Raw genomic sequence first — 24,755 nt, 5'->3', positions numbered from 1 at the left:
AAAACGCACCGATTCCCTAAGTTTGATTACAACTTATTAGGGTTAACAAAGCTTTGCATTTCTGGCTTGCGCCAGCCATGCGGGCCAGAATTAGCCTCAGATCGAGACGGGAGACAAAGTGCGATAAAAGGATGGCGTGAGACCAGCTTCGGCACGCGCCAGGTCGTTGAATGGCGGCTTGAGATCGCCTCGAAAATTCGTTCGCACCAGTTCCTGAAAGCGGGCAACCGGGTCGATACGATTGCGCGCGCAGAAAAAGCGAAACCATTTTGCACCCACCGCCACATGGGTCTTCTCATCATTGTAGATGACATCGAGTATCGCCGCCGTCTCGTGGTCGCCGGTTTCGATCATCTTTTCCAGAAGCGAAGGTGTTAGATCAAGGCCGCGTGCTTCCAGTATGAGCGGAACCACGGCGAGCCGCGCCTCCAGATCATTGCGCGTCTGGTGTGCCGACTGCCACAGCCCGTCATGGGCGGGCATGTCGCCATAATCCGCGCCAAGGTCGTTCAGGCGATTGCGCAACAGGGTGAAATGGCGAGCCTCGTCATCGGCGACCTTCATCCAGCCATCGAAAAAGCTGCGCGGAATGGGTTTGGCCGCAAAGCGCGCCACGATATCGAGCGCCAGATCAATGGCATTCAGCTCAATATGGGCGAGCGCGTGCATGAGCGCGATACGGCCATGCTCTGAATGGAGCGAGCGCTTCTTCATCATGCGCGGCGGCACAAGTTCCGGCTTGTCCGGACGTCCCGGGCGATCCGGCAAGGGCGGATCAAGCGGGCTGCGCACTGAAAGCGTGCGCCCGAACCAGCGTGCGGCTGTCTCGCGGGTGAGGCGCACCTTTTCGTTCAGGTCGGCTGAGGCAATGGCACGAATGGCATTGCCGCGCAGCGTTTGTTCGGGGGATTTTGTCTCACGCATCTGAAACAGATACCGCTTTAAAGCGCGCGCGCCGCTTCGAGTACCTCTTCAGCGTGACCGGCAACTTTCACCTTGTTCCAGACACGGGCAATGCGGCCAGCTGCATCGATCAGAAAGGTCGTGCGCTCGACGCCCATATATTTGCGGCCATACATGCTTTTCTCGACCCATACGCCATAGGCTTCAAGCGCGGTACGCTCTTCGTCTGCGACGAGATCGACGGTCAAATCATGCTTTTTGCGAAACTTGGCATGTTTCGTGGCGCTGTCTGGCGACAGGCCGATCACGCGTGCGCCGATCTTATCGAATTCCGGCTTCAATTGTGAAAAGGCAATCGCTTCCTTGGTGCAGCCGGACGTGTCATCCTTGGGATAAAAATACAGGACAACAGGCTTGCCTTTCAGCGATGACAGGGTGAGTTGGCCGCCGCCCGAAAGTCCATCTGACGGCAAGCTGAAATCCGGTGCCGTTTCGCCAACTTGGGGATGAGCCATATCTGTGCCTTTCTTTTATGGATTAGCATGGAAATCACCTGTTACAGTCCGAGCTATCGCATTCGAGTGACGCTTGTGCAACCATGGAAACCACATCGTTTCGCAGATTGGCGAAATGTCGGAATATGGACGCAAGCGAAAACCGCGGACACCGTCTCAGATGGAAAGGGTGAGTAAAATCAATTCCATACGATTGTTTCATGATTCACTTTATGAAACAAACGTCGATTGCAGCACTTGATATCCGGCTGGGTTATTGACAGAGAAACCGAAACGAATCCGCTTCAGTAAGCGGGAAATGGACAGAATCGAGCGTCTGGCCGCTGATGGCACAGATGGTCTCGCAGACGGCCCGCCGCGCTCGGGACGATCTTTTATTTCGCGTTGTTCCCATGCTTTCGTTTCAATCTGCATTCTGCTCATTCTCATCGGCGGTGCCGGTTTTCTCATTCTCCGTGGTGGTGTGAACAGCGAGCTTTTGCGCAATGAGGCGCAGAAAGCTCTGATCGGGGTGCTGGGCGATGGCGCGACGGCATCAATTGGCAGCGCCGCATTGTCGCTCGATCAGGACAGCCATGTTGCCATGGAAGCACGCGATGTTTCCGTGGCTGATCCCAAGCAAGGCGTTGAAATCAAAGGTATCCGGTCTGTGCGCCTCGGTTTGGCGCCTCTGCCGTTGCTGACCGGCTCGGTTCGCGTGGCGCAGCTCGAAGTCGAGGGTGTGACTTTCGATATGCCGGAGGCCAAGGGCGACGGTTTCTGGAAATCTCTGCCTTATGACGAACGCGGCATTGTCGATTTCGATGCGGTGTCCGAACAGATTTTCGCGGCTATGCGCAGGAGTGTGGAGCTTCTGCGCCAGCAGGACACGCGTGCTATCAGCATTTTCAACAGCACGATCCGCTTTAAGGCGGGCGACGGGCAGCAGTCCGTCAATATCCAGAGCGCGCGACTGGTCGAAGATCAGGGAAAGATCGCCATTACGGGTGATCTGCTCTGGCAGGGCAAGAGAATAGCGATTGACGGCAAGATTGATCGCAATGTGGCGGATAACAGCCTTAAAGGCTTTACGCTCAACATCAATGATATTCCGGTGACACTCGGTTCGCCGCCTGAAGTAACGCCCGTCATGGCGAACAACAGGATCAACCCGGCGCATTTCGAGCTGGATGGGCAGGCGAAAATTACGCTTTCCGGTACAGCGGCTACATCTGATCAGCCAGAACGCCTCGGCGTCGATCTGGGCGTCGATGGCATCGACATGCAGATGGGGCGGGTAGAGGATATTCGCGGTCATGCGCTTTTGAGCCTTGAGCATCAGGTTGGCAGCCGCAAGATCGAGATCAAGCAATCGCAATTACAACTGGGCGGGCTACAGGCGCAGTTCAACGGTGCATTTGGTCCGGAGCCGGAAGATGTGGGCAATCAGGACGGCCCGGCCTATCGTTTCGAGGTTCTGACCAGTTCTGCCACAAGCATGCCTGCTGAATCGACCGAACAGCCGCTTTCTTTTGCGACTCGCATATCTGGTCGTTTTCTCGCCAACCAGTTGCGCGTGCAGTTCGCCAATCTCGATGTGCAGACCGAGAATGGCCAGCTTTACGGGCAGGGCGGCATGGCCTTCGGCAACGGTTCGCCGGAAATGATCTTCATGCTGCGCATTCCGAAAATGCCGGTGGCAGATGCCAAGCATCTCTGGCCAATCGATGTGGCCGATGGCGCCCGTGAATGGGTGCTGAAAAACCTCTATGGCGGTACGCTGAAAGACAGCCAGATCGACATTTCGCTGGCTGCGGGACGCTTCAACGGTCCGGGTCTGCCGCCACCGCTCACGGGCGATGAAATCAAGGGTGATTTCAAGGTTTTCGACACGCGTCTGGATGTTGTCGGTGAATTGCCGCCAGTTCGCGATGCGGATGGCGTGATCACCGTTCGCGGCGCGCATACGACGATCAAGCTGCCTAAAGGCGTAGTCTACACGGCGAACAACAGAAGAGCGGATGTTTCCAACGGCACGCTGATCATTCCGTGGGGCCCGCAGCGTCCGGTTATTTCTGATCTCGATATTACGGTTTCGGGCGATGCATCCGCCATCGCCGAGATTGCCGGCAAAAAGCCGATTGATGTGTTGAAAAATGTGCCGTTCCTGCCAGAAGACGTCTCAGGTGATGTCAAGGCGCAGGTGAAGGTAAGCTTCGCCGTGTCGAAGGACCCGCCGCCCGGTACGTTGAAATGGAATGCCGATATCGGTTTCAACAATCTCGATATTGCAAAGCCCGTTGGCGGCTCGAATGTAAGCAATGCCACAGGCACGATCAAGGTTGACCAGACTGCCGCTGTCATCACCGCGGATGCCAAGCTCGACGGCGTGCCGGGTAAGGTGACGATGGTCGAGCCGGTCGATCTCTCCGGCCCTGCAAAACGCGATCAGAAGATCAAGCTGGAAATCGACGACAAGACCCGCAACGCGGTCTTTCCGGGACTCAATTCCGTCTTTTCTGGGCCGATGTCGGTCGATCTGAGCATGGCAGACGGCGGAAAACGCCACGTCACTGCCGATCTTGCCAAGACGCAGGTGGACCTGTCATGGCTTGGATGGCGCAAGGGCGCAGGCATTCCGGCCAAGGCGACTTTTGATTTTTTCCAGAACCCGGACGACAAGAGCAAGATCGATATCACCAATCTGGTCTTCACTGGTGATGCCTTCGGTGTGAAAGGCAATCTGTCGATTGCCAAGGGCGACTTCCAGTCCGCTGATTTCAGCGAATTGCGTCTCAATCGAAATGACGATTTGTCAGTCAAAGCCACCAAGGGCGCCAATGGCTACCGTGTCACTGTGCGCGGATCGCAATTCGACGCGCGCGCTTTGATCAAGCAGGCGTCGGATCTGGGCGGCAGGGGTAGCAGCGGCAAAAGCAAGGGACCACGTGTGGTCGTGAGCGCACAGGTGGATGAAGTCAGCGGCTTCAACGGCGAATCCCTGCGCAATGTTGCCATTTCTTACGAAAGCTCCGGCAATCGCATTTCCGGTGTTTCTGTCAATGCCCAGACCGCATCCGGTCAGTCATTCGTCGCCACCAACAATGATCAGGGCGACGCCCGGTCGATTTCGCTCCAGTCCAACGATGCGGGCGCGGTGCTGCGCTTCTTCGACTTGTACGACAAGATGCGCGGCGGCAAAATAACGGTGGGTCTCGCTGCACAGGGCGACGGTCCATTGCGCGGGCAGATTGATGCGCGCAATTTTGCGATCATCAACGAGCCGCGTCTGGCCAAGCTCGTATCCAGCCCACCTGCCACCGGCGGAGCGAGCCTCAATCAGGCGGTAAAGCGTGATATCGATGTGTCGCGCGTCGATATCGAGCGCGGCTTCTCGCTGATTGAAAAGGGTGATGGCTATCTCAACCTGTCGAAGGGCGTGGTGCGCGGGCCATCGGTCGGGACCACCTTCCAGGGAACGCTTTACGACAAGCAAGGCAATATGGCGATCACCGGCACCTTCATGCCAGCCTATGGCGTGAACCGCCTGTTCGGTGAAGTGCCTATCGTGGGCATGCTGCTGGGGAATGGTCGTGATCGCGGCCTGATCGGCATTACGTACAAGCTTTCGGGAAGCGCCAAGCAGCCACAGGTTATCGTCAATCCGATCTCGATCATAGCACCGGGTATCTTCCGCTCGATCTTCGAATTCTAGAGTGGTTCTGTGTGGAACTACCGTGCACAAAAAAGCCGGGCACTAAGCCCGGCTTCTTCATTTCAATTCATACTGATTGGCAGATCAGGCCGGGCGGATAAGCACGTGGCGCTTCTTGCCGAGCGAGAGCTTGATGACGCCCTGATCGTTCAATGCACCGGCATCGATCATCATGCGCGGATCGGTAACCGGTTCGTCATTGATGCGCACAGCTCCACCTTCGACGTGACGACGTGCTTCACCATTCGTCGTGCAGAGTTCTGCCAGAACCATCAGCGCCAGAATGCCGATGCCGCTGTTGAGCGTGGCCTTATGGACGCCGACCGTCGGAAGATTTTCAGACAGTTCGCCGTCTTCAAAGGTCTTGCGGGCGGTTTCGGCGGATTCCTCAGCTGCGTCGCGGCCATGCAGAATAGCCGTTATCTCAGTCGCGAGGATCTTCTTCGCTTCGTTGATCTCGGAGCCTTCGAGCGCCGCCAGCTTGGCGATCTCATCCATCGGAAGCGTCGTGTAGAGCTTCAGGAAGCGCTCGACGTCGGCATCTTCGGTGTTGCGCCAGTATTGCCAGAAGTCATAGGCGCTTAGCATTTCCGCATTGAGCCAGATGGCGCCGCCCAGCGACTTGCCCATCTTCTGGCCGGAAGCGGTGGTGAGCAGCGGGGAGGTCAAGGCATAGAGCTGCGGTGTCCCCATGCGGTGGCCGAGGTCGATACCGTTGATGATATTGCCCCACTGATCGGAGCCGCCCATCTGCAGACGGATATCGTGGCGCTTGCTCAGCTCGACAAAATCATAAGCCTGCAGGATCATGTAGTTGAATTCGAGGAAGGACAACGACTGCTCACGGTCGAGACGCGTCTTCACCGAATCGAAGGACAGCATGCGATTGACCGAGAAGTGACGGCCCACGTCGCGCAGGAATTCGAGGTAATTGATGTTGCGCAGCCAGTCGGCATTGTTGACCATCAGCGCGTCGGTAGCGCCATCACCAAAGGTGAGGTAGTTCGCGAAGACGCGCTTGATGCCGGCAATATTCTCGGCAATCGTATCTTCGGTCATCAGCTTGCGTGCTTCGTCCTTGAAGGACGGATCGCCAACCATGCCCGTGCCGCCGCCCATCAGGGCGACAGGCCTGTGGCCGGTCTGCTGGAACCAATGCAGCATCATGATCTGGATAAGGCCGCCCGCGTGCAGACTTGGTGCCGTCGGGTCGAAGCCGATATAAGCCGTCACGGTTTCCTTGGCCAACAATTCGTCGAGGCCGCTTTCATCAGAGATTTGATGAATGAAGCCACGCTCGGAAAGCGTGCGAAGAAAATCGGATTTGAAACCGGACATTCCTTTTTCCTGACTGATAAGGCGAAGTTGAAACTGGAGTAAGCGGCTGCTTACAACAAAGTGATAAGTTGGCCTTTAGCACCAATCAACCGCCAAAAACAAGGAAACTCCCCAAGGACTGGGGAAACACGTAATTTGCGCAGGTTTCGTCAACAGCTTCGACTGTTCAGTGCTGTGCGGTGCCTGAAAACAGATTGAGCACGATGACACCGGCGATGATCAAGCCCATGCCGGCCACGGCGGCAAAGTCGAGCTTCTGGCCGAAGACAAGCCAGCCAATCAGCGCGACCAGCGTGACGCCGATCCCCGACCAGACGGCATAGGCGATGCCGACGGGAATGGTCTTCAAGGTCAGAGACAAGAAATAAAAGGCAAGTCCGTAGGCGATGATCACCACGACAGATGGGCCAAGGCGGGTAAAGCCGTCCGAGGCCTTGAGGCTCAATGTGCCGATGACTTCGGAGCAGATGGCAATTGCGAGAAGGGCATAGACCGGCATGGCGCACCTGCTGAGAAACGAATCGACCTGACGAAAACACTATGCACAAAAAATCCGGCGGAGCGATCCGCCGGATAAGACCAGATAAATCTGGTTTGCGACTGAGGCCGAAGCGTTGCTTAGCGCAGTCGCTTTGGACGCGCTTCGACCAGTTCGCCCATCAGGCGGCGGTCGAGATATTCCGAGCATTCTTCGATCAGCTGGTCGCCATGGCCTGCAAAGAAGTGGTTGGCGCCTTCAATCGTGTTCTGCGTAATGGTGATGCCCTTCTGGGTCTTGAGCTTGTCCACCAGCGCCTGCACGTCCTTGGGCGGTGCAACCTTGTCCTGATCACCATGGATGATGAGACCAGACGAAGGGCAGGGCGCGAGGAACGAGAAGTCATAGGTGTTCGGCTGCGGCGCGACGGAGATGAAGCCTTCGATCTCTGGACGGCGCATCAGAAGCTGCATGCCGATCCAGGACCCGAAGGAATAACCGGCAACCCAACAATTCTTGGAATCCGGATGCAGGGCTTGCACCCAGTCGAGCGCGCTCGCCGCATCAGACAATTCGCCTGCGCCATGATCGAATTCGCCTTGGCTGCGACCGATGCCGCGGAAGTTGAAGCGCAGTGTCGTAAAACCGCGCTGCTGGAACATATAGAACAGATCGTAGACGATCTTGTTGTTCATCGTGCCGCCGAACTGCGGATGCGGGTGCAGGATGAGCGCGATGGGCGCATTCTTTTCCTTGGAAGGCTGATAGCGGCCTTCGAGGCGTCCGGCAGGTCCGTTAAAAATGACTTCTGGCATGTGTACTCCGCTTGTAACGGGAAGACCGGACCGGAAGCTGCGAACTTGACGTTGGGGGACGCCGCTTCTAGAACCGATTTGAAATTTTGACAGGCTGAACCTGAAGTTCAGCACGTAGAATGGCTTAATAGGCTTTTCCGGATTGAAAATTCAAGGAAATTGCGCTCGAAGCCCATTCTTGACGTTATTTAGGAGATAGGGACGGTGAACGTGAGCGGCAAGAGGCTGTATCTGGACTATAATGCCAGTGCGCCTTTGCTCGATGAAGCGCGGGATGCGGTTATCGAGGCTTTGGGCATTACGGGCAATCCGTCCTCCGTGCATCGTGAGGGCCGTGCTGCGCGTGCGCTGGTTGAAGCGGCCCGCCGCAACGTTGCATCGCTGGTCAATGCTAAACCCGAACATGTCTTCTTTACCTCTGGCGCAACCGAAGCTGCATCCACGCTTTTGACGCCGAATTACATGATGGGCCGCTCGACGGTGCGTCTTTCGCATCTTTATGTCAGTGCGACCGAACATCCTTGCATGACCGCTGGCGGCCAGTTTGCGGCGGAGAATATCACCACATTGCCTGTCGATGAAAACGGCATTCTACGGCTGGATGTGCTGACGGAAACGCTCGCTGCCCATGACAAGAGCAAAGGCTTGCCGCTGGTCGCCGTGCAGGCCGCGAATAACGAAACCGGCGTCATTCAGCCCGTGGCGAAAATTGCTGCTATCGTGAAGGCTGCGGGGGGCATCTATGTCGTGGACGCTGTTCAGGCCGCAGGGCGTATTCCGCTCGATATTTCAGACAATTGCGGCGATTATCTCATTGTTTCGTCCCATAAGATCGGCGGCCCGAAGGGTGTCGGCGCAGTTATCGCCGTTTCCGACCTTATGATGCCGCGCGCGCTGGTGCGTGGCGGCGGGCAGGAGAAAGGGCACCGTGCGGGCACAGAGGCTTTGCCGCTGATTGCGGGCTTTGGCGCTGCTGCTGCCGTAGCAAAAAAGCGGCTCGATGCTGGTGGCTGGTCTTCCAATATGCGGGACAGTCTGGAAGCGGGCATTGCAGAAATTGCACCGGGCGCTGTCATTCACGGCAAGTCGGTCAGCCGTTTGCCCAATACGACATTCTTCTCGCTCGATGGCCAGAAAGCGGAAACGGTTCAGATTGCCTTTGATCTTGGCGGAATAGCGCTTTCCGCGGGTTCAGCCTGTTCGTCAGGCAAGGTCGGCCCTAGCCACGTGCTGGCCGCCATGGGCCACGAGGATGGTCCCGGCGCGATCCGTGTTTCGCTGGAACCAGATGTCTGTGCGGATTCGGTCGACGCGTTTCTCGCGGTCCTGCGCACAATCGTCGAACGCCACACCAGAAAAGCCTCGACCTAAAAATCGAGGCCAAGTTTCTTCTTCGCAGCTGCGATATAGCCTTCATAGCGGGTTTTGAACTCTTCCCGCTTGGCAATATCGTCTGCGATATCGGAGGAAGCACTGGCATTTGAAATATTGAACTTGTCGTGGGCGTTCTGAAAGAACTTCAGCTGTTCGATGGTTTTGCCCTCGTCATTCACCTGCTGCTCGAGGAATTTCACATAGTCCTGCAGATCACTGGTGCTCATCATGGTTTTCCTTCCATGCTGAACTACATATGAGCAAGCCCGCAGACGGCAAGAGCGCGATGATTCCTTTGCTCGGCTTGAACGCCGGAGTTTTCGAAGGAAAATCAACGCTTCAAAGCCGGTATTGGCTTTTCCTGCGATACGTTTCATCGGACTGTTTCAATAAGTTGATCATTTTAATCGGCATTTTTAGGGGCAAATTTGAAACCGGCGCTTGAAATTCAGTTTAGAGAGGTTTTAAAGAAGGGCCACGCACACTATATTGAGGCGGTATTGTTCAAGACATATCACCTTGACGTTTGCAACTGTCGGGCCTTGACCCCGACGAGGATGGAGAACGCCAATGCCTGCAGTGCAGGAGACCATTGATCAGGTCCGCGGCCTTGACGTGGATCAGTACAAGTACGGCTTCGAAACGACGATCGAAGCAGAGAAGGCTCCCAAGGGCCTGAACGAAGACATCATTCGCTTCATCTCCGCTAAGAAGAACGAGCCGGAATGGATGCTGGAATGGCGCCTGAAGGCCTATGAGCGCTGGCTCACCATGGAAGAGCCAAGCTGGGCGCGTGTCGACTATCCGAAGATCGATTTCCAGGACGCCTATTATTACGCGGCCCCGAAGAACCAGAGCGGCCCGAAGTCGCTGGACGAAGTCGATCCGGAACTTCTGAAAACCTACGAAAAGCTTGGCATTCCGCTGCGCGAGCAGGAAATTCTTGCTGGTGTCCGCAAGCAGGGCGATCCGAGCGAAATTGACGGCAATCCTTCCGACAATGTCTATGCATCCGGCCGCGTGGCCGTCGATGCCGTGTTCGACAGTGTTTCGGTTGTGACCACCTTCAAGGAAGAACTGTCCAAGGCGGGCGTGATCTTCTGCTCGATTTCGGAAGCGATCCGCGAGCATCCGGAGCTGGTCCAGAAATATCTGGCTTCGGTCGTTCCGGTGTCGGACAACTATTATGCGACGCTGAATTCGGCTGTCTTCACGGATGGATCGTTCGTCTATGTTCCGAAGGGCGTTCGCTGCCCGATGGAACTGTCGACCTATTTCCGTATCAACGAGAAGAATACGGGTCAGTTCGAACGCACTCTCATCATCGCTGATGAAGGCGCCTATGTTTCCTATCTGGAAGGTTGCACCGCGCCGCAGCGCGATGAAAACCAGCTGCACGCCGCCGTGGTTGAACTGGTTGCGATGGAAAACGCCGAAATCAAGTATTCGACGGTCCAGAACTGGTATCCGGGCGATAGCAGTGGCAAGGGCGGCATCTACAACTTCGTAACCAAGCGTGGCGATTGCCGTGGCGACAATTCCAAGATCTCCTGGACACAGGTTGAGACCGGTTCCGCCATCACCTGGAAATACCCGTCCTGCATTCTGCGCGGCGACAATTCGCGCGGCGAGTTCTACTCGATTGCCGTGTCGAACGGTTATCAGCAGATCGACTCGGGCACCAAGATGATCCATCTCGGCAAGAACACGTCGAGCCGCATCATTTCCAAGGGTATTTCGGCTGGCAAGTCGAACAACACCTATCGCGGACAGGTTTCGGCCCATCGCAAGGCTGAGAATGCCCGCAACTTCACCCAGTGCGACTCGCTTCTGATCGGCAACGATTGCGGCGCGCATACGGTGCCGTACATCGAAGCAAAGAACGCTACGGCGCAGTTCGAGCACGAGGCAACCACCTCCAAGATTTCCGAAGACCAGCTGTTCTACGTGATGCAGCGCGGCATTCCGGAAGAGGAGGCAATCGCTCTCATCGTCAATGGCTTCGTGAAGGAAGTCATTCAGGAACTGCCGATGGAGTTCGCCGTCGAAGCTCAGAAGCTTATCGGCATCTCGCTTGAGGGCAGCGTCGGTTAACCGACGCATTCCTCCCTTCTCGCATCAGATTTTCTGGCCAGCCTTTTCCTGGCATTAGAACAAGGTTTACATTCATGCTTGAGATCAAGAACCTCCATGCAAAGATCGCCGACACGGATACCGAGATCATCCGTGGCCTGAACCTCACCGTGAACAAGGGTGAAGTGGCTGCGATCATGGGTCCGAACGGTTCGGGCAAGTCCACGCTGTCCTACATCCTCGCTGGTCGCGACGACTACGAAGTGACCGAAGGCGACATTCTCTATAACGGCGAGTCGATCCTCGAACTCGACCCGGCAGAACGCGCCGCCAAGGGCATTTTCCTCGCTTTCCAATATCCGATGGAAATACCGGGCGTTGCCACGATGGAATTCCTGAAGGTTGCGATGAACAGCCAGCGCAAGGCGCGCGGTGAACCGGAACTGAAGATTCCGGAATTCATCAAGCGCGTGAAGGACGTCGCCGGCGGCCTCAACATCGACATGAACATGCTCAAGCGCCCGCTCAATGTCGGCTTCTCGGGCGGCGAAAAGAAGCGCGCTGAAATTCTTCAGATGCAGCTTCTGGAGCCAAGCCTCTGCGTGCTCGACGAAACCGACTCCGGCCTCGACATCGATGCGCTGAAGATCGTTTCGGAAGGCGTCAATGCGCTGCGTTCGCCTGATCGCGCCGTGATCGTCATCACCCACTATCAGCGTCTGCTCGAATACATCGTTCCCGATAGCGTGCACGTGCTTTACAAGGGCCAGGTCATCAAGTCTGGCGACAAGAGCCTCGCACTGCATCTGGAAGAAAACGGTTATGCCGAAGTAATCGGCGAAGCAGCCTGAGGAGGATTGGATTATGAATATCCAGACCACTCAGACCGCAAAGCCGAGGACGCCTGCTGAAAGCGCGCTGATTGACAGCTTTGGCGATCTTATCGGCAATTTGTCCGGTAATGGCGATGTCGTTGTAGCACGCGATACGGCGCTTGAACTGCTCAAGACCAACGGGCTGCCGTCCCGTCGCGTTGAAAGCTGGCATTACACGGATTTCCGCACGCTTTTGAAGGGCGTTGCGGCATTCGACAGCTCTGCGGGTTCGCAGCCGCTTTCGGCATTGCTTGCCGGTTCCACCATTCTGGCCGCCAGCAATGGCGTTGCGCTTGACGCCAAGGCACTTGAAGGCGTTTCGCTGACGCCGGTTCGTGAAGCGTTGGCCGATGGCTCGTTGGCCCTCCAGCTCAAGACGCGTGGCACCGACGATACAATCGGCCAGATCAACGCTGCTTATGTCAGCGATGGCTGGATGATCTCGATTGCCGACGGCACCGAGCTGGAATCGCCTCTCGAAATCCAGAACATCCAGAAGACCGGGCAGGGCCATACGCGCTTTCCGGTTCGCATCGGTTCCGATGTCAAGGCAACGATCATCGAACGCCAGAACGGCGGCGAAAGCGATGCTTTCTCGACGTCGGTGAGCCATGTTTCGGTTGGTGATGGTGCAGAAGTCCTCTGGGTCATCCTGCGCGATTTCGGCCAGGCGACGCAGCTTTCGCAGTTCAATGCGACGATCGGCAAGGGCTCCAAGCTCACGCTCTACATCGTCAATGCGGGCGGCAAGCTGGTTCGTCAGGAAGTGCACGTCAATGTGACGGGTGAAGATTCCGACTTCGAGCTTCGCGGCCTCAATCTTCTGGCCGACGACACGCATACCGACATTACCATGACGGTCGGTCATCTGGTGGAGAACACCCGTTCGACCCAGATCATCCGCAATGTGGTCAAGGACCGTGCGCGCGGCGTTTTCCAGGGCATGATCCGCGTTGCGCAGATCGCCCAGAAGACCGATGCCCGCATGGCCTGCAACACGCTCTTGCTTTCGGATGAGGGCGAGTTCGATGCCAAGCCGGAACTCGAAATCTTTGCGGATGACGTGGCCTGCGGTCACGGTGCAACGGTTGCCGAGCTTTCCAAGGACTATCTGTTCTATCTGATGGCCCGGGGTGTTCCGGAAAACGAGGCGCGTGGCCTGCTGATCAAGGCGTTCATCGCCGAGATCATCGAAGAGCTGGAAGACGAAACGCTGGTTGACGCACTGGAAGCAGTGCTGTCCAACTGGCTCGCCATTCATGCCTGAGTAAATCGGGCCTGAGTAAATCGGGCCTGATTGAATGAGACAGCGCGCAGATGTGCGCGCTGTCTTTTCCTGCCGAACGGCAAAAGGTACGATCATGGACCAGAAGAATCCGCTTGTTGCGGCCTATGACGTGGAAGCCATCCGCCGGGATTTCCCGATCCTGTCGCGCGAAGTACACGGCAAACCGCTTGTCTATCTCGACAATGGCGCTTCGGCGCAGAAGCCGCAGAGCGTCATTGACGCCGTGACGCATGCCTATTCCAATGAATATGCGAATGTTCATCGCGGTCTGCATTTCCTGTCGAATGCCGCAACCGATGCCTATGAAAAGTCGCGCGAAAGCGTTCGGCGTTTTCTGAATGCTGGCTCAGTCGATGAAATCGTCTTCACCAAGAACGCTACTGAAGCGATCAATACGGTCGCTTATGGCTATGGCATGCCGCATATCGGCGAGGGCGACGAGATTCTGGTCTCGATCATGGAGCACCACTCCAATATCGTGCCATGGCATTTCATTCGTGAACGTCAGGGCGCGAAGCTGGTTTTCGCTCCGGTGGACGATGAAGGCATCTTCCACATCGAGGAATTCGAGAAGCGTCTGACGGATCGCACCAAGCTGGTCGCCATCACGCATATGTCGAATGCGCTCGGCACCGTGACGCCGATCAAGAAGATCGTTGAACTTGCCCATGCGCGCGGCATTCCGGTGCTGGTCGATGGCAGTCAGGGCGCAGTGCATCTGCCGGTCGACGTGCAGGATCTGGGTTGTGACTGGTATGTTTTCACCGGCCACAAGGTCTATGGTCCGTCCGGTATCGGTGTTCTTTACGGACGCGCCGAGATGCTGGAAAAGATGCGTCCCTTCCAGGGCGGCGGCGAAATGATCGAGGAAGTCACGGAAGATAACGTGACTTACAATCATCCGCCGCACCGGTTTGAGGCTGGCACACCGCCTATCGTTCAGGCGATCGGCCTTGGCGCAGCACTTGAATATATGGAAAAGATTGGCCGTCACGCCATTCTCGCCCATGAGGAAGATTTGCGCGATTACGCCCACGAACAGCTGGGCAAGATCAATTCGCTCCGTATTTTCGGTCATGCGCCGGATAAGGGAGCGATCATCTCGTTTGCGCTGGAAGGCATCCATGCGCATGATGTGTCGATGGTGATCGACAGGGCCGGGGTCGCTGTGCGTGCGGGCACGCATTGCGCGCAACCCCTCTTGAAACGCTTTGGCGTCACCTCTACATGCCGTGCATCCTTTGCCATGTACAATACCCGCGCTGAAGTGGATGCATTGGCGGAAGCCTTGGAAAAGGCGAGGAAGTTTTTCGGATGACCGAGATGGAACAAAAAGTTCAGGATCAGGCTGAAACCAAGCCTGCCGATGAAACGGCGAAAGCCGAGGGCGGCTCTGTATTTTCTGCCTCCGCCATTCCGCAGGAGGAACTCCTGCGCATGACGGACGACATCATTGCGGCGCTGAAGACTGTTTATGATCCAGAGATTCCGGCTGATATCTACGAACTCGGCCTCGTCTACAAGATCGATATCGAAGACGACCGTACCGTGAAGATCGAAATGACCCTGACAGCTCCCGGCTGCCCGGTTGCTGGCGAGATGCCGGGCTGGGTGGAAAACGCTGTCGGCGCGGTTGAAGGCGTTTCCATGGTCGAAGTTTCGATGACATTCGATCCGCCATGGACTGCAGACCGCATGTCCGAAGAAGCGCAGGTCGCTGTCGGCTGGTACTGATTGTCGTTACAAATTCATGTACGAAAAAGCCCCGTTATGCGGGGCTTTTTTGTTTGCAGTGCTTAGTGGCTCAATGTCCGGTCGTCTTGGCGTAATGCAGGGATTGCTTGCCTGCACAGCCACGCAGTAATCCGACAAGGCCGCCAAGCGCCGTTGCGGATGCAAGTACTGCAGGTGCTCCTTTCAGGGGGATAGACAATATGGACACCAGCAATTTCCAGCTGCGGCTTGCCAGCAAGGAAGGCAGTTTTCCAAGCGCTCGCGACGGGTTCTTCTTATAGGATGAAATGAACTCCGTCGTGTTGTGATCGCGATTGCGGCGGAAATGATAGGAAAGCGTCAACCGGCAAAGCGGCACGGTTTCGTAGACGATCGCATCTGGCGCCCAACCCGTTCGCGCGCCGAGCGTTTTCGCCTTCGCCCATAAATGCCAGTCCTCGCCGCCTGTCAGGCCGAAATAGGAATCGAATTTGAGGCCCGTCTCGCGGAAAAAATCGAGCCTGCCCATCCAGCTCCCGGTGGCAACCTTGATGCCATCAGCCATGCCGCCTTCCCATTTCAGGCGTGATTTGCGCTCTGAACGGCTGGCGAGCCGATCCAGTCCGGACCAGACGAATTTCTGCCAGCTGTTCAATTTGCCATCTATGGGCATTGGGCGCACCGGCGAGCCGACAATATCCAGCTTTTCGCGCTGCTGCTCCGCAAATAACTCAACCAGCCAGTCAGCTTCAGGAATCTCGTCATCGTCAATGAAGACCAGAAAATCATGATCATTTCTGATGGCATGGTTGAGCGCGCAATTGCGGGAATGCGAAATGCCGATCCGCTGTTCCAGCTGATACTGGACAACGTGCTGCGGCATATGCGCTTCAAAGCGAGCAACCCGTTCATCCAGCGTTCTGCGCGTGTTGTTCTCCACGACCAGAAAATGCAGAGCGGCCTGTTCTGGTACGATGACGCTTTTCAATGACTCTAAAAGTGTACCCAGCATCGCAGGGCGATTTCTGGTTACAACAGAAACCAGAATGGAAAATTTTTGCATGAACCATCTCGTTCTTAAATAATGTCAAATTATATATTGAGTTGAGGAATGGTTGCATCGCAAATAATTGGGTTTAATTTTATAATGTTTATTATTAGAAATATAATATATAATTATACTACAAAGAAATTGGGTGTGACGCGAAATATGTCAGCCCCGATGGTCAGGCAAAGTTAAGACAGCAATTGGTTTTGAGTGGCGGCAAAAACTGGAGCGGGTAGCGGGAATCGAACCCGCGCGTTCAGCTTGGGAAGCTGACAGGCTACCATTACATCATACCCGCAATCTGCAAGATATTTCAATATCTTGAAGCCTATTCTGGCTCAATCAGATCGAAGAGTTTTGCACTCTGGGAAACAAGCTATGTTCTCTTGCCGAGCCCGTCAATCTGTAAGATCACGGCAAGGCTATCCATCATGAAGAAAGTTGTCCCTCAGTCGCAAAGCTGTGATTGACCGTGATCCTTATTGATCGAAAGCGCCATGAAAATAAGAATATTTGGTCTTATTTATAAGTACGGCCCGGCCCGACAGGTATTGATGTTCTTCGGAGATAGGATCATCGAAGAAATCTGCGAGTTGACGGACCGTCGGAGGAGTGCAATTCGATTGCGCTGTCTGGAGGAAGACTAGTATGCGTTACCATCTTATGGCTGCTGTCGCAGCAGGTGTTTCGCTTTTTGCCTTTGCGGCACACGCAGAAGATTTCACCATCGGAAAACTGAAGGCCTATGATCGCGCGAGCCAGGTCGTGACATTGGATAATGGTCAGAGTTTCGAACTTTTCCCGAATACACATCCCAATGTCAGGGTTGGACAGAAGGTGATTGTTGACTGGCAGAGCAATCTGAACGGCGATGACCATGCCGATTTTGTCGGTCCGATGCCGATGCATTGATACTAGGCGCTTCAAATAAGAACAGCTTCGTGGAAGAGGCGGCATTCGTGCCGCCTCTTTGCTTTTGATCACGCGCTGTTACCGTCTTCAACTCTGCTGTCGGGGCGCGAGAATTAGCGCTGTCGCATATTGATATCCGTCAATCTGTCGCCATTTGCAGAACACGGAGTCCCGGACCGGATCGATAATGAGTCCCGCCCAGCGGTTCTCCAAGGTGCGGACTAAGAGCGAAATCGATTGACGGATACTACATGGTGAAGACAACCAAGCGTCGCGCATTGCTGATCGTGAACCCCAATGCCCGTAACGGGAAGGGGTTTGGCGGCATGATGAGGACGGAACTTGAGCGCGGCGGATTGGAGTTGTTCGAGCATCAACCTCGCGAGGGCGAAACCATCTCGGATGTCATCTCACGCGAGCGGGACCATGATCTGGTCATCATTGGCGGCGGAGACGGCTCACTCAATGCGGCTGCAAAAGGGCTTATGGAGACCGGCATGCCGCTTGCCATTTTGCCCCTTGGCACAGCCAATGATTTTGCCCGCACGGTGAGCATCCCAGCCGATCCAGTTGAGGCGGCACGTCAGCTCGTGGCTTATGAAACTCATCCCATCGATCTGGGCGAGGTGAATGGTCATCTCTATTTCAATGTGGCGAGCATCGGGTTTAGCGCCGAACTTGCGCAGCAGTTGAGCGCGGACGCGAAAAAGAAATGGGGCAAGCTCGGCTACGGTATCGTCGCAGCGCGCATTTTAATGCGTTCAGAGCTGTTTACCGCCTATCTTGAACATGACGGCATCACAGAAAAGATCAAAACCCTGCAGGTGTCGGTCGGTAATGGCAAGTTTTACGGTGGCGGTATGGCCGTTGAAAAGGACGCTGCCATCGATGACGGCAAGCTGGATTTCTACAGCCTCGAAGTCGACCACTGGTGGCATTTGCTGCGGCTGTTGCCAAGCTTGCGGCGAGGCACACAGTCGAAATGGGATGATGTGCGCGCTTTTCCCACCACAGAGGTGATTATCCGCACCAAGAAGCCGCGCGCGGTCAATACTGATGGTGAACTTTCCACCTGGACGCCAGCGCATTTCAAACTGCATCGGCGGGCGATCAATGCCCTTATTCCGGCTCCATCGGCGCGTAGTCGCTGAAAGTTAGTCAAAAAAAGGGCCCGCAGCTATGAAGCGCGGGCCTAATCATGACGTTAGGTGACTGGCTCAGAGGTCATGAGAGCCACTTCTAAAACGGGATACTCCTTCGAATGTTCCCCCTTTAGAAGAAAAAATACCAGATAATCAGCACGAGGATGAATGGTACGCCCAGAAGCCACAGAATGAGTGCTCGAAACATGATGTTCTCCTTGTTGTATGTTTCCAACTCTGTGGGAGGCAGGTTGGTTCCACAATTCAGGGAGGCGGCGCGCTGCACTGTTAATCATCTTGTGCGTGTATCGACTCAAATTACAGCTTTTCTGAAAGTTTTAATGATCCGTCAATAAATCGGTGACATCACTGGATTTATGTAAAGTGCAGCCAGCGTTTTTGGCTGCCTGTCGAGTAACGGGCGTGTGGCGTATGAGTTCGAAGCGTGGGCTGAAAATTTCGGTCAGCGAAAAGGCGGCGATGTTGCGTGACAAACGCGGCTCGGTCGCCATGATGACCTTCATGGCTATTGCCGTTGCTCTTGCTGGTTGCGCCACGCCTCCACAGGGCAAGCCTAAACCCAAGCGCTCCAAGGAATATTTCGCCGAGTCCAAATATGGCGTGAAAGCCAGCCCCCGTGTTGCCTATGGCACCGGTAAGCCTTTGCCGCGCGGCGGCGGACGCGATCAGACAGGCCAGCCTTACAAGGTCAAGGGCCGCTGGTACTATCCGAAAGAAGACAAGAACTATACGGCTGTCGGCCGTGCGTCCTGGTATGGCGAGGCCTTTCATGGCCGTCTGACCGCCAATGGCGAAGTCTATGATATGGCGCATCTGACCGCAGCGCATCCGACCATGCCGCTGCCGAGCTATGCCCGCGTGACCAATATGGACACCGGCAGCTCCGTCATTGTTCGCGTGAATGATCGCGGTCCTTACGAATTTAACCGCGTGATCGATCTGTCGCAGAAGGCGGCGGAAATGCTCGACTACCAGCATCACGGCACCGCCAATGTGAAGGTCGAATATGTCGGGCGCGCGCCTCTGGAAGGCAACGACGACGCCTATCTGTTGGCATCCTACCGTCCGTCTGGCGGCGACATGATCGGCCAGCCAGCAACGGGCGTAATGATGGCCATGAATGGTCCGACGCCCACATCGCCGAAATCCCGCATTCCGATGCCTGCCATGGAGCCGCAAAGCGCGCCTATGCCAGGCTATGCGCCTGTTCCGCAGGAATCGCCGTTCTCGGTCAATCCGGCTTATGGCGACGCTTCCGGCCCCGCACCGATTTTGCCGCCCAATGTGCCGACGCCGTCGCGCAAGCCGAATTCCAGCTTTGGTATGGCCAATGCCGGTCATATCAACGGACTGGCAGGTTATGCGTCTGACCGGATCGCCGCGAGCGCCTATACCGAAGAGCGCACCTATGGCAGCATCCTGACGCCAAGCGCTATTTCCAGTGCATGGAAGCGCCGCAACGCGGAAGAGCACGGCGAATATGTCGAGCTGGGCCTGTTCGACACGCTTGAAGCTGCTGAAAAGATGCAGCGCGCACTTCCGAAAACAGCTAAAATCAGCCGCACCAAGGTGCCGACTGAAAAGGGCGAGTTCTATGAACTGACCGCCGTTGCGGAAAAAGGCGGTAACGACGCTCTTCTGCGCGCCGCCTGGAAGGCTGGAGCAGCGAACGCATTTGTCGTGCGTATGGACTGAGTGTCTGCTCTAAAGCCGTAAGTCTTTTTGCTTTTTGATTCAGGCACGAAGACCCGTTCAATCGCATCATATTTGAGTGATGCGGTTTGAAGGATTGATTTTGGTCGAATTCGTTGCGTAAGCTTGCGTTCAGTGCGGTCGTGACAGGATTTCCATGGGGCTTCATTCGAGAATTGCTGGGGTTTTAGCAGCTGGAACGGTGGGAATCGCTGCCGTTCTGACGTCTGTTGCGTCTGTCGCTGCACCGGTCGAGACTTCACTCGTGGTCAAGGCTCCGCAAGCCCTGCTGATCGATGATCGCAGCGGCACTGTGCTTCTCTCAAAAGGTGCAGAAACGCCAATCCCTCCTGCATCGCTCGCCAAGCTGATGACGGCGGAAGTGGTGTTTGAAGCGCTGGAAAAAGGCCAGACGACGCTTGAAACCCCCTATACGGTCAGTGAAAATGCATGGCGCACCGGCGGCGCTCCATCGGGCACATCGACCATGTTCGCCCGCATTAAGTCGTCACCGACCGTCGCGGATCTTCTTCAGGGACTAATTGTTCAGTCGGCTAACGATGGTGCGATCATTCTGGCTGAAGGACTGGCTGGAAGCGAGCAAAGTTTCGCAGAGCGGATGAACCAGCGCGCCAGGGAGCTTGGTCTTTCTAATTCGGTGTTTGTGAATTCGACTGGTTTGCCAGCAAACGGACAGTCGGTCACACTGGATGATCTGGCCAAACTTGCGCGCCATATTCACTCGGCTCACCCGGATTTCTACAAATATTATTCGCAGGAAGCCTTTACTTGGAACAACATCACGCAGCGCAACCGCAATCCGCTGTTGCGGCTGGACGTTGGTGCGGATGGCATGGGCACCGGTTATACGGAAGCATCGGGCTACGCTCTCGTCGCATCGGCGCAGCAGAATGGGCGGCGTCTGTTTCTGGCATTGAGCGGTCTTGCCAGCGTTAAGGAACGCGAAGAGGAAGCCAGAAAGCTCATTCAGTGGGGTATGACGTCGTTTGATGATATGCGTCTTTATTCGGCAAACGATATTGTCGGTGAAGCGCAGGTCTTCGGCGGCACGCAGGCCAGCGTTTCGCTGAAAGTCAAAGATGATGTCGAATTGCTGCTGCCAAAAGAGGGGCGGGATAAGCTAAAAGCGCGGTTCATTTATGAGGGACCGCTGCATGCGCCGGTTGAAGCGGACAGCAAGATCGGTCTTCTGGAATTTGACCTCAACGGCAATATGGTTCAGCAAGTGCCGTTATATGCAGCGCAATCTGTCGAGGAAGGCTCTCTTGCCCAGCGAGCCTGGAGCAGCGCGGTCGAACTCTCGACCGGCTGGCTGCGGAAATATCTTTAGACAGTTTTTGGGATGTGCTCAAAATTCTCGACCTGACCGCCAAAGGCCGGTATGAACTTGAATCAAGCTCTTGTAGCGATTGAATCTTTTCAGAACGTAATGCGGAAGCCAGAGTGTCAGGATTATTCATCACATTCGAAGGCGGCGAAGGTGCAGGCAAGTCGACGCAGATCGCCTTGCTGGCCAAATATTTGCGCGCAAACGGATTTAATCCCGTCATTACGCGTGAGCCCGGCGGTTCGCCGGGTGCCGAGGCTGTGCGGCACGTCATCCTGAGCGGCAATGCCGAAAGCTATGGCCCGGCTATGGAGGCAATGTTGTTCGCAGCCGCCCGCGCCGATCATGTCGATCAGCTGATCCGCCCGGCGCTTGCCGAGGGGCGTGTTGTGCTGTGTGATCGCTTCATCGATTCCAGCCGTGCCTATCAGGGTGTGACCGGTAATCTCGATGCGACCTATATGGCAGCAATTGAACGCATTGCAATCGATGGTGCTGTTCCCGACATGACGATCATTCTCGATATTCCCGCTGAAAAAGGGCTTTCTCGCGCAGGGAAACGCCGCGGGAACGAGACTGCGGATCGTTTTGAAAAGGAAGATATTGCCGTGCATGAGGCGCGCCGTCAGGCATTTCTGGCCATTGCGGAAGCGGAGCCTGAGCGCTGCAAGGTTGTTACGGCAGATCGCCCGCAGGAAGAAATCGCCGAGGATATCGGCGCACTGGCCAGGGAACTCCTGAAGAAGAAGGGGCTGTTGTGATCGACGAACTCGACGTCCCCAAGGCGCATGATTCCATTGAAGGCATTCCGGAGCCGTCCGCGAGCGATTATCTGACCGGCCACGGAGAGGTGACGCGCTTTCTGGCGCAGGCCTATCGCGAAGGCCGGATGCATCATGCGTTGCTGCTTGAGGGCGAGCAGGGCATCGGCAAGGCGACGCTGGGCTTTCATCTGGCAGGACACATGCTGAGCCATGGCGATCAGGCCAATGCGCCGGAAGACATCGGCACGCCGGATTTCGCGAGGCCCTTGTGGCGGCAGATCGCGGGTGGAATGCACCCGGCGGTGTTGCATATCAATCGCCCATTCGATCAGAAGACCGGCAAATTCCGCACGGGTATCACGGTCGAGGAAATCCGCCGGGTCACGCATTTTCTGACACGCACCGCCTCCGATCATGCATGGCGTATCGTTATTGTTGATCCTGCCGATGACATGAACCGCAATGCGGCCAATGCGCTTTTGAAAACGCTGGAAGAACCGCCAGCGCGTGCGCTGTTCGTTCTGGTTTCGCATTCATCCGGTCGCCTTTTGCCGACCATCCGCTCGCGCTGCCAGAGCATCCAGCTGCGCCCGCTGGACGAAATGGCCATGAAGGATGCACTGTCCCATGTGGGAGCGCATATCGGGCTTGATGCGGCAAGCGTCACGCCGACGCTGCTGGAACGCGCGGAAGGCAGCGTGCGCAAGGCCCTTCTGCTTGTGGCGCACGGCGGCATCGAGATTTCCGACACGGTCGATGGGATACTGGAACGGCCAGCTTTCGATTTGCCCAAGGCACAGGCGCTGGCCAGTGTGCTGACCGGTCGCGAGGCTGAAATACAGTATCAACTCTTCCGCGATCATCTGATGGAGCGCATCGCTGCTGAAGCGCGCAGGCGCGCCGAGGCAGGGCAATTGCGCGAGGCCGATCAGTGGTCACGATTCTGGAGCGATCTCGGTCGCGAGATCGTCGATGCCGAAACCTATAATCTTGATCGCAAGCAAGCGGTTGTGATCCTGCTGGAGAAGACGCATCGCGCTTTTCACACCGGTGCCGGGTCGTAGCTCCAGATAAGCCCAACTTGCTGCACTGTGGCGTGACATGACCGCTCACATGGTTTATGTCACAGCCGACGATTTTCTCTTGTGTGTGTCTGGTGATCGTTCCCGCAAACGGTCAGGCGCGCTTTCAAACATCGAAAGACCGGGTCCATAATGAGCCGCGAAAAATACTATATCACCACCGCGATTGCTTACCCTAACGGCAAGCCGCATATCGGTCACGCTTATGAACTGATTGCAACCGACGCGATGGCGCGTTTTCAGCGCCTGAACGGCAAGGATGTGCATTTCCTGACCGGTACGGACGAGCATGGTATCAAGATGCTGCAAAGCGCGCGCAAGGAAGGCATCACGCCTCGCGAGCTTGCAGACCGCAATACTGAAGCTTTCCGTCGCATGGCCGAGGTTCTGAACAGCTCGAACGACGACTATATCCGCACTTCCGAAGAGCGCCATTACAAGGCCAGTCAGGCCATCTGGCAGGCAATGGCTGCCAATGGCGACATCTACAAGGGTGGTTATGCGGGCTGGTATTCGGTTCGCGACGAAGCCTATTATGGCGAGGAAGAAACCGAAGTCCGTGCGGATAATGTTCGCTACGGTCCACAAGGCACGCCTGTTGAGTGGGTTGAGGAGGAAAGCTATTTCTTCCGTCTTTCGCAATATCAGGACAAGCTGCTCGAGCTTTATGAAAAGAATCCGGGCTTCATCATGCCTGCCGAACGCCGCAATGAAATTGTGAGCTTCGTGAAGTCCGGTCTGAAGGACCTGTCGATTTCGCGCACCACTTTCGATTGGGGTATTCCGGTACCGGGCGACGAAAAGCACGTCATGTATGTCTGGGTCGATGCGCTGACCAACTACATCACGGCGCTTGGCTATCCCGATACGACCAGTGACAAGTGGGCTTATTGGCCAGCCGATGCGCATATCATCGGCAAGGACATTTCGCGTTTCCATGCGGTCTACTGGCCTGCATTCCTGATGTCGGCAGGTATTCCGTTGCCAAAGCGCGTGTTTGCACACGGCTTCCTGTTCAACCGCGGCGAGAAGATGTCGAAGTCGCTCGGCAACGTCATCGATCCGTTCGGTCTGGTCGAGCGTTACGGTCTGGACCAGCTGCGCTACTTCCTGATGCGCGAAGTGCCGTTCGGTCAGGACGGCAGCTACAGCCATGACGCCATCGTCAATCGCACCAATGCCGATCTCGCCAACGATCTCGGCAATCTGGCGCAGCGTTCGCTGTCGATGATCGCCAAGAATTGCGAAGGCAAGGTTCCGCAGCCGGGCGAATTCTCGGATGCCGACAAGGCCATTCTCGATCAGGCTGATGCGGCGCTGGAAACCGCGCGTAAAGCCATGGACGATCAGGCGCTGCATCTGGCGCTTGGCGCGATCTTCGCCGTTGTCGCGGAAGCCAACCGCTATTTCGCGGGTCAGGAGCCTTGGGCGCTGCGCAAGACCGATCCGGCGCGTATGGGCACCGTGCTCTATGTGACGGCGGAAGTCATTCGCCGTGTCGGCATCATGGTGCAGCCTTTCATCCCGCAATCGGCAGAAAAGCTGCTCGACATTCTGGCGGTCCCTGCCGACAAGCGTCAGTTCACTGACGTGGCAGCAAGCCAGCTTGTCGGCGGTGCCGATCTGCCAGCCCCGCAGCCGGTTTTCCCGCGCTATGTGGAAACAGAAGAGCAGAACTGA

Annotated in this window: 21 protein-coding genes and 1 tRNA gene; 14 read left to right on the top strand and 8 right to left on the bottom strand. The window is 55.9% G+C overall.

Features of this window, described 5'->3' with window-relative positions; genetic code table 11:
- Positions 1–96 precede the first annotated feature (96 nt).
- The gene (locus ACTJKP_RS13575) at positions 97–924 is read right to left on the bottom strand and encodes a ferritin-like domain-containing protein (protein ID WP_078338523.1); all 828 of its coding nucleotides are present in this window, start codon (positions 922–924) and stop codon (positions 97–99) included.
- A gap of 17 nt (positions 925–941) precedes the next feature.
- Positions 942–1,418: a peroxiredoxin gene (locus ACTJKP_RS13570; protein WP_078338524.1), complete on the bottom strand. Its 477-nt coding sequence runs from the start codon at positions 1,416–1,418 to the stop codon at positions 942–944.
- 298 nt (positions 1,419–1,716) lie between these two features.
- Between ACTJKP_RS13570 and ACTJKP_RS13565 the strand changes: the two genes are divergently transcribed.
- Positions 1,717–5,112 carry an RNA-binding protein gene (locus tag ACTJKP_RS13565; RefSeq protein ID WP_440631031.1) on the top strand — a complete coding sequence of 1,132 codons (3,396 nt, stop codon included), beginning with the start codon at positions 1,717–1,719 and terminating at the stop codon, positions 5,110–5,112.
- Positions 5,113–5,196: 84 nt separating this feature from the next.
- Here the strand turns inward: ACTJKP_RS13565 and tyrS are convergent, their stop codons facing one another.
- The 3 genes from tyrS to ACTJKP_RS13550 all read right to left on the bottom strand — a co-directional run bounded on the left by tyrS (position 5,197) and on the right by ACTJKP_RS13550 (position 7,743).
- Entirely contained in the window at positions 5,197–6,450 is a 1,254-nt protein-coding gene (tyrS, locus tag ACTJKP_RS13560) for a tyrosine--tRNA ligase (protein ID WP_138785018.1), read from the bottom strand.
- 166 nt (positions 6,451–6,616) lie between these two features.
- Positions 6,617–6,949 carry a DMT family transporter gene (locus ACTJKP_RS13555; RefSeq protein ID WP_182520483.1) on the bottom strand — a complete coding sequence of 111 codons (333 nt, stop codon included), beginning with the start codon at positions 6,947–6,949 and terminating at the stop codon, positions 6,617–6,619.
- Positions 6,950–7,068: 119 nt separating this feature from the next.
- Positions 7,069–7,743, bottom strand: coding sequence for an alpha/beta hydrolase (locus ACTJKP_RS13550; RefSeq protein ID WP_078338528.1), 675 nt, complete (start codon positions 7,741–7,743; stop codon positions 7,069–7,071).
- A 204-nt stretch (positions 7,744–7,947) separates the two neighbouring features.
- On the opposite strand from ACTJKP_RS13550, the gene ACTJKP_RS13545 reads away from it, so the two are divergent.
- Complete coding sequence (locus tag ACTJKP_RS13545; protein ID WP_440631030.1) at positions 7,948–9,114, top strand: cysteine desulfurase family protein; 1,167 nt, start codon at positions 7,948–7,950, stop codon at positions 9,112–9,114.
- Here the strand turns inward: ACTJKP_RS13545 and ACTJKP_RS13540 are convergent.
- On the bottom strand, positions 9,111–9,494 hold the full coding sequence (locus tag ACTJKP_RS13540; RefSeq protein WP_440631029.1) for a hypothetical protein: 384 nt from the start codon (positions 9,492–9,494) through the stop codon (positions 9,111–9,113). The genes ACTJKP_RS13545 and ACTJKP_RS13540 overlap by 4 nt on opposite strands.
- A 193-nt stretch (positions 9,495–9,687) precedes the next feature.
- On the opposite strand from ACTJKP_RS13540, the gene sufB reads away from it, so the two are divergent.
- From sufB to ACTJKP_RS13515, 5 genes are all read left to right on the top strand, one after another.
- Positions 9,688–11,211 carry a Fe-S cluster assembly protein SufB gene (sufB, locus tag ACTJKP_RS13535; RefSeq protein ID WP_078338531.1) on the top strand — a complete coding sequence of 508 codons (1,524 nt, stop codon included), beginning with the start codon at positions 9,688–9,690 and terminating at the stop codon, positions 11,209–11,211.
- A 74-nt stretch (positions 11,212–11,285) separates the two neighbouring features.
- Positions 11,286–12,041: a Fe-S cluster assembly ATPase SufC gene (gene sufC, locus ACTJKP_RS13530; RefSeq protein WP_078338532.1), complete on the top strand. Its 756-nt coding sequence runs from the start codon at positions 11,286–11,288 to the stop codon at positions 12,039–12,041.
- A gap of 13 nt (positions 12,042–12,054) precedes the next feature.
- Complete coding sequence (sufD, locus tag ACTJKP_RS13525; protein ID WP_440631028.1) at positions 12,055–13,332, top strand: Fe-S cluster assembly protein SufD; 1,278 nt, start codon at positions 12,055–12,057, stop codon at positions 13,330–13,332.
- A gap of 94 nt (positions 13,333–13,426) precedes the next feature.
- Positions 13,427–14,671, top strand: a complete 1,245-nt coding sequence (locus ACTJKP_RS13520; RefSeq protein WP_078338651.1) for a cysteine desulfurase — start codon at positions 13,427–13,429, stop codon at positions 14,669–14,671.
- Complete coding sequence (locus tag ACTJKP_RS13515) at positions 14,668–15,087, top strand: SUF system Fe-S cluster assembly protein (protein ID WP_078338533.1); 420 nt, start codon at positions 14,668–14,670, stop codon at positions 15,085–15,087. Before ACTJKP_RS13520 ends, ACTJKP_RS13515 begins: the two co-directional genes overlap by 4 nt.
- Before the next feature lie 70 nt (positions 15,088–15,157).
- Here ACTJKP_RS13515 and ACTJKP_RS13510 read toward each other — a convergent pair whose 3' ends face one another.
- Both ACTJKP_RS13510 and ACTJKP_RS13505 read right to left on the bottom strand, forming a co-directional pair.
- Entirely contained in the window at positions 15,158–16,129 is a 972-nt protein-coding gene (locus tag ACTJKP_RS13510) for a glycosyltransferase family 2 protein (protein ID WP_440631027.1), read from the bottom strand.
- Positions 16,130–16,338: 209 nt separating this feature from the next.
- Positions 16,339–16,412, bottom strand: a tRNA-Gly gene (locus ACTJKP_RS13505).
- Positions 16,413–16,762: 350 nt separating this feature from the next.
- Here ACTJKP_RS13505 and ACTJKP_RS13500 point away from each other — a divergent pair.
- The 7 genes from ACTJKP_RS13500 to metG all read left to right on the top strand — a co-directional run bounded on the left by ACTJKP_RS13500 (position 16,763) and on the right by metG (position 24,755).
- Positions 16,763–17,026 (top strand): hypothetical protein, encoded by a 264-nt coding sequence (locus ACTJKP_RS13500; RefSeq protein ID WP_078338535.1) that lies wholly within the window; start codon positions 16,763–16,765, stop codon positions 17,024–17,026.
- Between the two features lie 251 nt (positions 17,027–17,277).
- On the top strand, positions 17,278–18,177 hold the full coding sequence (locus tag ACTJKP_RS13495) for a lipid kinase (RefSeq protein ID WP_440631026.1): 900 nt from the start codon (positions 17,278–17,280) through the stop codon (positions 18,175–18,177).
- 423 nt (positions 18,178–18,600) lie between these two features.
- On the top strand, positions 18,601–19,884 hold the full coding sequence (locus ACTJKP_RS13490) for a septal ring lytic transglycosylase RlpA family protein (RefSeq protein WP_440631025.1): 1,284 nt from the start codon (positions 18,601–18,603) through the stop codon (positions 19,882–19,884).
- 154 nt (positions 19,885–20,038) lie between these two features.
- On the top strand, positions 20,039–21,232 hold the full coding sequence (locus ACTJKP_RS13485) for a D-alanyl-D-alanine carboxypeptidase family protein (RefSeq protein WP_440631024.1): 1,194 nt from the start codon (positions 20,039–20,041) through the stop codon (positions 21,230–21,232).
- A gap of 113 nt (positions 21,233–21,345) precedes the next feature.
- The gene (gene tmk / locus ACTJKP_RS13480) at positions 21,346–21,990 is read left to right on the top strand and encodes a dTMP kinase (protein WP_440631023.1); all 645 of its coding nucleotides are present in this window, start codon (positions 21,346–21,348) and stop codon (positions 21,988–21,990) included.
- Positions 21,987–23,057, top strand: coding sequence for a DNA polymerase III subunit delta' (locus ACTJKP_RS13475; protein ID WP_440631022.1), 1,071 nt, complete (start codon positions 21,987–21,989; stop codon positions 23,055–23,057). Before tmk ends, ACTJKP_RS13475 begins: the two co-directional genes overlap by 4 nt.
- Positions 23,058–23,207: 150 nt before the next feature.
- A complete protein-coding gene (gene metG, locus ACTJKP_RS13470) occupies positions 23,208–24,755 on the top strand; it encodes a methionine--tRNA ligase (RefSeq protein ID WP_078338541.1) in 1,548 nt (515 codons plus the stop codon).

Source organism: Brucella sp. 22210 (assembly GCF_052045675.1).
In the GTDB taxonomy this organism is placed as follows: domain Bacteria; phylum Pseudomonadota; class Alphaproteobacteria; order Rhizobiales; family Rhizobiaceae; genus Brucella.
The sequence above is the reverse complement of the archived record's forward strand: the minus strand, read 5'-3'. Positions and strand labels throughout refer to the sequence as shown.